Source organism: Nostocoides japonicum T1-X7 (assembly GCF_001046855.1).
GTDB classification, from domain to species: Bacteria; Actinomycetota; Actinomycetes; order Actinomycetales; family Dermatophilaceae; genus Nostocoides; species Nostocoides japonicum.
Genome location: NZ_HF570958.1, coordinates 3,939,838 through 3,948,962 on the forward strand (window position 1 = coordinate 3,939,838; position 9,125 = coordinate 3,948,962).

Annotated in this window: 8 protein-coding genes; 3 read left to right on the forward strand and 5 right to left on the reverse strand. The window is 72.6% G+C overall.

Annotated features, from left to right (window positions below; translation table 11 throughout):
- Together BN12_RS17870 and BN12_RS17875 are read right to left on the reverse strand one after the other, a co-directional pair.
- On the reverse strand, positions 1-1,456 hold a 1,456-nt coding region (locus tag BN12_RS17870), incomplete at its 3' end, for a lactate utilization protein B (RefSeq protein WP_048554592.1).
- Positions 1,453-2,199: a (Fe-S)-binding protein gene (locus tag BN12_RS17875; protein WP_048554594.1), complete on the reverse strand. Its 747-nt coding sequence runs from the start codon at positions 2,197-2,199 to the stop codon at positions 1,453-1,455. The genes BN12_RS17875 and BN12_RS17870, both read right to left, overlap by 4 nt.
- 174 nt (positions 2,200-2,373) lie before the next feature.
- Here BN12_RS17875 and BN12_RS17880 point away from each other — a divergent pair, with 174 nt between their 5' ends.
- Positions 2,374-3,033, forward strand: coding sequence for a DUF4203 domain-containing protein (locus tag BN12_RS17880; RefSeq protein ID WP_200901247.1), 660 nt, complete (start codon positions 2,374-2,376; stop codon positions 3,031-3,033).
- Between the two features lie 190 nt (positions 3,034-3,223).
- Positions 3,224-6,124, forward strand: a complete 2,901-nt coding sequence (locus BN12_RS17885) for a S8 family serine peptidase (protein ID WP_083454744.1) — start codon at positions 3,224-3,226, stop codon at positions 6,122-6,124.
- 16 nt (positions 6,125-6,140) lie between these two features.
- Here BN12_RS17885 and BN12_RS17890 read toward each other — a convergent pair whose 3' ends face one another.
- Positions 6,141-6,629, reverse strand: coding sequence for a hypothetical protein (locus BN12_RS17890; RefSeq protein ID WP_048554597.1), 489 nt, complete (start codon positions 6,627-6,629; stop codon positions 6,141-6,143).
- A gap of 64 nt (positions 6,630-6,693) precedes the next feature.
- On the opposite strand from BN12_RS17890, the gene BN12_RS17895 reads away from it, so the two are divergent.
- Entirely contained in the window at positions 6,694-7,581 is an 888-nt protein-coding gene (locus tag BN12_RS17895) for an oxidoreductase (RefSeq protein ID WP_048554599.1), read from the forward strand.
- A gap of 227 nt (positions 7,582-7,808) precedes the next feature.
- On the opposite strand, the gene BN12_RS17900 is transcribed toward BN12_RS17895, so the two are convergent.
- Entirely contained in the window at positions 7,809-8,507 is a 699-nt protein-coding gene (locus tag BN12_RS17900) for a DsbA family oxidoreductase (RefSeq protein WP_235432457.1), read from the reverse strand.
- 83 nt (positions 8,508-8,590) lie between these two features.
- Positions 8,591-9,125: C40 family peptidase (locus tag BN12_RS26605; protein ID WP_053080080.1), on the reverse strand; the 535-nt coding region annotated here is incomplete at its 5' end.

The following is a 9,125-nucleotide window of genomic DNA, read 5'->3' on the forward strand; positions in this document are numbered from 1 at the left end:
CCCACCAGCGCCGGAACGACTCCGCGGCCGGCACCGGAAGCTCACGGGCGCGGGTCCACGCCCGGCCGAGGCCGAGCACACCGGGCAGCACGCGGCGGCCACCGGGTGCCTCACGCCCGGTGGCCCGGGACAGCAGGCCGCCGCCGAGACCGGCCAGCCGCTCGCCGGCGGACATCCGGCGAGACCCGGACAGCCCGAAGCCGGCGGCCTTCATGGCGAGCGCCTCGGTCTTCGGTGCCCGGTCCCCGCGATGCGCGTCGACGACCTGGGCCCGCAGGTCCACGAGGACGGTCGGGATGTCGATGCGCACCGGGCAGGCCTCGAAGCAGGCGCCGCACAGCGACGAGGCGTACGGGAGGGAGTCGACCTGCGGATCGTGGCCGACACCCTTGAGCAGCGGGTTGAGGATCGCGCCGATCGGGCCGGGATACACCGAGCCGTATGCGTGACCGCCGGTCCGCTCGTAGACGGGGCAGACGTTGAGGCAGGCGGAGCAGCGGATGCACCGCAGCGCCTGCCGTCCGACCGCATCGGCGAGCGCCCGGGTGCGGCCGTTGTCGAGGAGGACGACGTGGACCTCCTGCGGGCCGTCGCCGGGCGTCACGCCGGACCACGTCGAGGTGTAGGGGTTCATCCGCTCCCCGGTGCTCGACCGCGGCAGGAGCTGGAGGAAGACGTCGAGGTCGGACCACGTCGGCACGACCTTCTCGATGCCGACGACGGAGACGAGCACCTCGGGAAGGGTGAGGCACATCCTCCCGTTGCCCTCGCTCTCGACGACGACGAGCGTTCCCGAGTCGGCGACGGCGAAGTTGGCCCCGGAGACGCCCACCCTCGCCCGGAGGAACTTCTCCCGCAGGTGGAGCCGGGCGGCCTCGGCGAGCCGCGCCGGGTCGTCGGTGAGGTCGGCGGGAGCCGGACGGCCGACACCGGCCATCGCGCCGGCGAAGATGTCGCGGACCTCGGTGCGGTTGCGGTGGATGGCCGGCACGAGGATGTGGCTCGGCAGGTCGTCGCCGAGCTGGACGATGAGCTCGGCGAGATCGGTCTCCCAGGCCGAGATCCCTTGGGCCGCAAGGAACTCGTTGAGGCCGATCTCCTGCGTCACCATCGACTTGACCTTGACGACCTCCGTCGCGCCGTGCGCCCGGGCGACGTCCGCGACGACGCGGCAGGCCTCGGTCGCGTCGCGCGCCCAGTGGACCGTCGCGCCGGCGACGGTCAATGACTCCTCGAGGCGGAGCAGGGTCGTGTCGAGGGACAGCAGGGCGGTGTCCTTGATCGCCGCACCGGCGAGCCGCAGGGTCTCCCACTCGGGCACCTCGGCGACGACGGCCTCCCGCTTGGCCCGGATCGTCGTCGTCGCGTGCCGAAGGTTGGACCGCAGCTGGGAGTCCGCGAGGGCGGCCCGCGCCGCGGTGGGGAAGGGCGGCATACCGACGAAGGTGCGGCTCATGCACCCACCTCCGCGCTCTGCGGCCCGGCCAGGACGTCGGCGAGGTGCATGACCCGGACGCCGCTGGACTCCCGGGAGAGCAGACCCCCGATGTGCATGAGGCACGAGCTGTCGCTCGCGACGAGGACCTCGGCTCCCGTCGACCGGACGGCGGCGACCTTGTCCGACCCCATGGCGACCGAGGTGTCGGCGTTCTTCACGGCGAACGTCCCGCCGAAGCCGCAGCATTCGCGCTCCCGCGGCAGGTCGACGACCCGGATCCCGTGCACGGCCTCGAGGAGCCGCCGCGGCCGGTCGCCGACCCCGAGCATCCGCAGCGAGTGGCACGTCGGGTGGTAGGTCACCGTGTGCGGGAAGGACGCGCCGACGTCGACGACCCCCAGCACGTCGACGAGGAACTCGGTCAGCTCGTATGCCGTCGCCGAGGTCTCCCGCACGGCCGCCACGAGCCCCGCATCGCCGGAGCGGCGGGCGACCATCTCGTGCTGGTGCCGGATGCAGCCGGCGCAGGATCCCGACGGCACGACGACGGCGTCGTAGCCGGCGAACGCCTCGACGTACCGGCGGACGACGGGGACCGCCTCGTCGAGGTACCCCGTGTTGACCAGCGGCTGGGAGCAGCAGGTCTGGTCCGCCGGGAAGTCGACCTCGACGCCGAGGCGCCGCAGCAGTCGCACGACCGACCGCCCGACCCCGGGGAACAGGGCGTCGCCAAGGCACGTGACCATCAACGCGACTCGCATACGGGCGAGCCTAGGCCCAGCGCAACCCGCCGACGGGTCCGCCGACGCGACCGCGCGGTCCGACCGATCCGTGAACCACCCACGAAGCAGGAGACCCGGCACCCGGGAGTCTGACATCCTGTGCGGTGGGGAGACCGCCGGACACCGGCACGGTGAGACATCAGGAGGCCGCTCGTGCAGAACGTCATCGTCGGGATCCTCGCGCTCGTCGTCGGTGGGGCGCTCGCGCTGCGCGGCTACGTCGCGCTGCGGCTCCTCATCGCCGTCTGGGGCGCCCTCTTCGGGTTCTTCCTCGGCGCCGGTCTCGTCGCCGGGTTCACCGACGCGGGCTTCCTCGCGGCCACCCTCGGCTGGGTCGCCGGCATCGTCCTCGCGCTCGTCTTCGGCGCCATCGCCTACCTCTACTACGCCGTCTCCATCGTGATCGGGATGGCCGGCATCGGCTTCGCCCTCGGGACGGGCTTCATGGCGGCCCTCCATGTCGAGTGGTCGTGGTTCACCGTCCTCGTCGGGATCGTCGTCGGCGTCCTGCTCGCCGCCCTGACGATCGTCGCCGACCTTCCGTCGGTGTTCCTCGTCGTCCTCAGCGCGCTCGGCGGGGCCGTCGTCGTCGTGTTCGGTCTCATGGCGCTCTTCGGGATCGTCGACACGGCGGACTTCACGACCGGCGAGGTCACCGCGCGCCTGTCGATGAGCTGGTGGTGGTATGCGGTGTATCTCGCCGTCGCGCTCGCCGGCGTCGTCGCCCAGGCCCGTCACCTGTCGGGGTTCCGCGGGACGGTTCGCGACCAGTGGAGCAACTCGAACGCCTCGAGCGCGCCGGGACGCGTCTGAGCGACCTGGCGGCTCGGCACGCCGACGCGCTGAGCCCGCGCGAGTGCCGAGCGACCGCGCCGCGCACCGGCATGCCGGACGGGCCGAACCCCCGCAGGGCGGGCCGGCATACGTAACGAATCGTGCATTCACGATTTCTTTACTGTTCCCCGGTAGAACTCAAGAACTTCACAGGTGTACCTGTGGACTCATGACGAACCCCTCCTTCGGCGGCGCTCGCGCGCGCTCCGACGCCCGCACCGCCCGCAGGGGCCGGACGATCATCGTCGCCATCGCGGCGGCCGCGACGACGGCTGCGGCCATGGCTCTCGCCAACCCGGCGACGGCCGCCTCCGATCCGGGCGCCGTCTCCGCCCGCGCGGCGGCCCAGATCGCGGCCCTCCAGGCGCTCAAGGGAGGAAGCGGTCCGGTCGCCAAGCTCGACAGCCGGCTCGCCGTCGCGGCGCGGACCGCGAGCGACACGACGGCGGCGTCATCGCTCGCCAAGGCCGCGCCCAAGCTGAAGGTCCCCCGCGCAGCTGACCACGTCTCGGTCGACATCTCCGTCACTGGGGTGAGCGACGACCTCACCGGAGCCATCGAGGCGGCGGGCGGCACGGTCGCGTACGCCTCGACGCGGCTGCGGACGATCCGGGCCACCCTCCCGGTCTCCGGGCTGACGACGATCGCGGCCCGCAAGGACGTCACGGCGATCCGCACGGCCGACGAGTACCTCACCGCCGCGATGACGCCTCCGGGAACCTCCCCGGCCGGTGGGGGCGCCGCCTCGCCGGCCACGGCCGAGAGCAAGCAGCAGGAGGCCGCCCGGCTCGACAGGATCGCCGCCTCCGTCGCCGCGGCCACCCGGAAGGTGACGCCGCGCACCGGGAGCGTGGTGTCCGAGGGCGACCGGGCCCACGCGGCGGACACCGCTCGGTCGAGGTTCCGGGTGAGCGGCGTCGGCGTCAAGGTCTGCGCGCTGTCCGACGGCGTCGACTCGCTCGCGGCGTCGCAGGCCTCCGGGGACCTCCCCGACGTCGACGTGCTGCCCGGCCAGGCCGGGGCGGGCGACGAGGGCACGGCGATGCTCGAGATCATCCACGACCTCGCCCCGAAGGCCGAGCTCGGGTTCGCGACGGCGGACATCAGCGCCGCGTCGTTCGCCGACAACATCCTCGCCCTGCGAACGCAGGCGCACTGCGACATCATCGTCGACGACGTCGTCTACTTCTCCGAGTCGCCGTTCCAGGACGGACCGATCGCCCAGGCCGTCGAGTCCGTGACGCATGACGGCGCCCTCTACTTCAGCTCCGCCGGCAACGAGGGGAACCTGCTGTCCGGGTCGTCGGGCAACTACGAGGCGGACTTCCGCGGCTCGGGGCAGTCCATCGCCAAGTTCCGCGGTGAGGCCCACGACTTCGACCCGGGTGCCGGCACCCAGGTCTTCGACCCGCTGGCCGACATGAGCGCCGGGGTCCCGGCCATCCTCCAGTGGAACGACCCGCTCGGCCGGTCGGGCAACGACTACGACCTCTACGACCTCGACAGCGCCGGCAACGTCCTCGCCTTCTCCCAGAACGTGCAGGACGGGAACGACGACCCGTTCGAGGGGTTCTACACCGACGCCTTCGCCTCCGGCCAGCGGCTCGCCGTCGTCAAGTACTCCGGCGCCACGCGTTACTTCCAGCTCACCGCCTTCCGCGGTCAGTTCTGGCCCTCGGACGACGGCCTGCGGGCGTATGCGACAGGCGGCGTGACCCGGGGTCACTCGACGGTCGTCGACGCCTTCAGCGTGGCGGCCGCGCCCGCCGCCGATCCCCTCCCGTTCGCCTTCTACCCCGGCGACTCGCCGAACCCGAGCGGTCCCTACCCGGGTGTCTTCACGAAGAAGCAGGTCCCGGAGATCTTCACCTCCGACGGCCCGCGCCGGATGTTCTACAAGCCGGATGGCACGCCGTACACGCCGGGCAACCTCACCGCCACCGGCGGCGTCGTGCGGCAGAAGCCGGACATCACCGCGGCCGACGGCGTCATGACGAGCGTCGACGGGTACGACCCGTTCTTCGGCACGTCGGCCGCGGCTCCCCACGCGGCGGCCATCGCCGCGCTCGTCCTCTCGGGCAACCCGGGTGCCGGCGAGTCCCTCGTGCGTGAGGCCTTCGACCGGACGGCCCTCGACCTTGCGCCCAAGGGCGTCGACGACCGCACCGGCCACGGGGTCATCCTCGCCACGCGGGTCCTCGCGAACACCGGCGCCACCCCGCAGCCCCTCGTGACGGCCGGGACGCCGACCGTCACGCCGACGACCGGGGACGGCGACGCATACCTCGAACCCGGCGAGAGCGCCTCGGTGTCGCTGCCGGTGACCAACGTCGGCGACGCCCGGGCGACCGGCGTGAGCGTCCGCATGACGGCGACCGATGCGAAGGCGACCGTGACGCCGGCGAGCCGGTCCTACGGCGCGGTCCCCGTCGGCGCGACGGCGGCCCGCACCTTCACCCTGAAGCTCGGGCCCCGCTATCCCGTCGGGCAGCCCGTGCATCTCACGGTCCGCACCCAGTTCGCCGGTGCCCTGTCGCCGACGACGAAGGAGCTCACCGTCCGGACCGGGCAACCCGCGACGACCGCGACCACCTTCGCCTACACGGGCCCGGCCGTGCCGATCCCGGACGACACCCCCGCGGGTGTCAGCATCCCGCTCCGGGTCACCGGCATGACGTATGCGGCGAAGGTCACCTTCTCCGTCGACGGCACGACGTGCACGACGAACCGGGGCGCCACGAAGGTCGGCATCGACCACACCTTCGTCGGAGACCTCGTCGGGACGCTGACGAGCCCGAGCGGGCGGACGGCGACGCTGTTCAGCCGCGACGGCTCCAGCGGCCACAACCTGTGCCGGGTCGTGTTCGACGACGCGGCCACCGCGCCGTTCGCGTCCGCGACGAGCGCCGACGCGCCGTTCACGGGGTCATGGCAGCCCACCACCCCCCTCGAGCCGCTCCTTGCCGACCCGGTGAGCGGGACGTGGCACCTCACCGTGAGCGACAACGCCTTCCTCGACACCGGATCCGTCCGGGCCTTCTCGCTCCACGTCACGGGCTTCCAGCACTGAGGTCTCGGGGGGCTCCTCAGGAAGACTCGTCGTCGCGGGAGAGGAGCAGCTCCCACGCCAGCCCGTGGCCGAGGAGCACGAGGAGGATGAGAACGATCGCGGCGAGCTGGATCGGCGCGAGCCCGGTGTGTGCCGTCACCGACGCCGGCGTGACGGCCACGACGGCGACCAACCCGTAGGCGACGGCCACGAGCCACCGGTTGCGCGCGAGGGGACCGGGTGGCCGGCTGCCGGCCTCCCGGCGCACCAGGGCGATCGTCGAGGCACATCCGACGACCGAGACGACGGCGAAGCAGGTCCGCCACACGACGGACCGGTCCGGCGCGACCTGGGCGAACAGGCCCATGAGCCCGGGGAGGAGGAAGGAAAGGTAGACGCCTCCCGCGAGCCGGCGTCCGGGCGCGTCGGCCGTGAGGTCGCGGCGCCGGTCGACGACCCCCCACCACAGGCCGACGAGGGCCAGACAGGTCGTCGAGAAGAGTGCGTAGAAGGTCGAGACGTTCACGGGCGCCACCTCCGCCGACGAACCCGCTGGATCCCGGGAGCCTATCCCGGGCGACAATGGCGGCATGGGTGAGTGGACCGCGGCAGACATCCCCGACCAGAGCGGACGGGTCTTCGTCGTCACCGGAGCCAACTCCGGCATCGGCCTCGCGGCCGCGACGGAGCTGGCCCGCAAGGGCGCGCACGTCGTCCTCGCCTGTCGCAACCGGGCCAAGGCGGAGGAGGCGGCCCGCGGCATACCGGGGAGTCATGAGGTGCGCGACCTCGACCTCGCCGACCTCGACTCGGTCCGGGCCTTCGCCGACGGCGTGAGCGACTGGCGCATCGAGACGCTGATCGACAACGCCGGCATCATGAACGTCCCGCTCGCCCGGACTCCACAGGGTCACGAGTCGCAGCTCGCGACGAACGTCCTCGGGCACTTTCTCCTGACCAACCTCCTGCTCCCCCGCCTCACCGACCGCGTCGTCTGGCTCACCTCGATGCTCCACCACGCCGGCACGATCCATCTCGACGACCTCGACATGGAGCGGCGGCACTACAACGGGTGGATCGCCTACGCCCAGAGCAAGCTCGCCGACCTCATGCTCGCCTACGAGCTGCAGCGCCGGCTCATCGGCGCCGGCTCACCCCTCCGCTCGATGGCGGCCCACCCCGGGTATGCCGCGACGAACCTCCAGCAGCGGTCCGGCACCTGGCAGGACCACGTCTCCGCGGCGATGAACAGGGTCCCCTTCATCGCCCAGCCCGCCGAGGGCGGCGCCCTCCCCACCCTGTATGCCGCGACCGTCCCCGACCTGCCGGGCGGCTCGCTCATCGGGCCGGGCGGCTTCCTCCAGCAGCGGGGGGCGCCGCGGACGGTCGGTTCGAGCCGGGCGTCGCACGACCGCGACGTGGCCGCCGCCCTCTGGGCGCGGTGCGAGGAGCTGACAGGCGGCCCTTTCACCGTCTGAGGGCCGGGGCACCCCCGCTGGTCGAGCGTGAGCATGCCGGCGCCCTTTCGCACGTGCCGAGTTGATGTCGTTCCGAGACCGTTCCGAGGACAACAACTCGGCACGTGCGGGGTGGGCCTTCGCACGTGCCGAGTTGATGTCGTTCCAGGCGCGATTCGGGGACAACAACTCGGCACGTGCGGGGAGGTGTCGGGGCGGGGCGGCGGTCGAGTGGGCCGCGGCGGCGGTCAGTCGTGCGGGTGCTGGGCCGCGGCGAGCAGCTCGCCGAAGACCTCGACGGGCTGGGCGCCGCTCACCGCCACCTTGCGACCCTCGGGCGGACCGGCGACCGTGAACGGAACGCCGGTCACCCCGATACGGCGGGCGAGGTCCTCGTCGGCACGGACGGCGTCGGCATACTCCTCGGACGCGAGGATGGAGGCGACCCGGCGCTCGTCGAGGCCCGCCTCCGCGGCGAGCCGCTGGAGCGTCGGATGGTCGTCGACGGCCAGGCCCTCGGCGAAGTGGGCGCTGAAGAGCCGCTCCACCATGGCGCCCTGCAGCGGCGGCCCGCCCATGGCGAGTGCGAGGGCGACGAGCCGGTGGGCGTCGAAGGTGTTCGCCCGCACCTGGCTCGCGAGATCGAGGTGGATGCCGTCGGGCTGGGCGGCCTCGACGACACGGGCCTGCATCCGGGCGACACCGGCGAGGTCGGTGCCGTACTTCGCCGCGAGGGACGCCGAGACGCTCTCCCCCGAGCCGACCGGCGCCTCCGGATCCAGCTCGTAGGCGTGGTGGACGACCGTCACCTCCGCCGGGTGCTCGCTCGCGGCGATGGCGTCGTGGACCCGGTGCTTGCCGATGTAGCACCACGGACACACGACATCGACCCACATGTCGACGACGACGTGGTGGTCCTGCGCCGGTTCCGGGGAGACCGTGGTCACCCCTCCATCCTCACACGGGAGCCGCGGACAAGCGACGGCCCCCGGACGACGTGGCGTCCGGGGGCCGAAGCGTCACCGACGGATCAGGGACGGCCGTAGGTGACGTTGCTCGACCAGATCTTGTGCAGACCCGTGGTCTTGCCGGTGGTGGGCGAGTCGTACATCATGCCGTTCCCGGCGTAGATGCCGACGTGGTAGGCCGGGTAGCCGAAGAAGACGAGGTCGCCGGGCTGGGGGCTCGAGACGCGCGTGGCCGCGGCCTGCTGGCCGGCCGCCGTGCGGGGCAGGGAGATGCCGACCTGGCGGAACACGTAGGAGGTGAAGCCCGAGCAGTCGAAGCCGGCCGGCGTGGAGCCGCCGTAGACGTAGTAGATGCCCGACAGGCTCGCCGCGATGCCGAGCACACCGCCCGCGGCCGGCTTGCTCGAGGAGTAGGACCTGTTGCTGCTCGACTTCGTCGACACCGCGTGCCGCGTCGAGGAGCGGCTCACCGCCGTCGTCGCGCGACCGGCGAGGACCGTCGTGGTGGCGACCGGGCGCGGCTTGGGCTTCGGCTTGGCGACCGCGCGGACCTCGCTGACGCCGAACGTGGCGGCGGCCGGAGCGACGGCGGCGGGG

Coding starts and splice junctions, on each gene's coding strand:
- BN12_RS17875 (WP_048554594.1), bottom strand. CDS start 2,199: ATGCGAGTCGCGTTGATGGTCACGTGCCTTGGCGACGCCCTGTTCCCC.
- BN12_RS17885 (WP_083454744.1), top strand. CDS start 3,224: ATGACGAACCCCTCCTTCGGCGGCGCTCGCGCGCGCTCCGACGCCCGC.
- BN12_RS17895 (WP_048554599.1), top strand. CDS start 6,694: ATGGGTGAGTGGACCGCGGCAGACATCCCCGACCAGAGCGGACGGGTC.